General features: G+C 55.3%; 1 pseudogene. It reads right to left on the bottom strand.

Annotated features, from left to right (window positions below):
• Window positions 1-173: pseudogene (locus tag B3605_RS07860) on the bottom strand (MFS transporter); the annotation flags it as partial.
• Window positions 174-416: the final 243 nt, after the last annotated feature.

The raw sequence follows: 416 nt of genomic DNA, 5'->3' as shown, positions 1-416 counted from the left end.
ATGCCGAGGTCCTGCGTCATCCCGTTCGGGCCGGCAAAGGAGATTGCCGTACGGTCGAGGAAGTTGATGAAGAACATCAATGCGATGAAGGGAACCAGGCGAATGGAGATCTTGCGGATCGCCGATTTTTCGACCTGCTGTTCCTGGTCTGATAGTTTAAACGTCGCGTTCACATAGTCCTCCCGACAAGACCGCTGCGGCCCATCGAGCCTACGAGTGCGACTTGCGCTATGCAGCCCCGTTGTGTCGGGAATGCTGGATGTTGATCTCTAGCCCTACCGCGAAAGTCGGTCTCCTATGTCCGATACTTGTGCAACTGATCGCGCCCGATTACCGAATGCGCCTTGTTACACGAGCCCCAACGGACATGCCTCCTCCCCTAGCGAGCGACATATTTCTTTCAAATTACCAGCCAC

Origin of the sequence: Rhizobium sp. UBA1881, from assembly GCF_002338015.1 — a bacterium.
In the GTDB taxonomy this organism is placed as follows: domain Bacteria; phylum Pseudomonadota; class Alphaproteobacteria; order Rhizobiales; family Rhizobiaceae; genus Rhizobium.
This window is presented reverse-complemented; position numbering and strand designations above follow the sequence as displayed.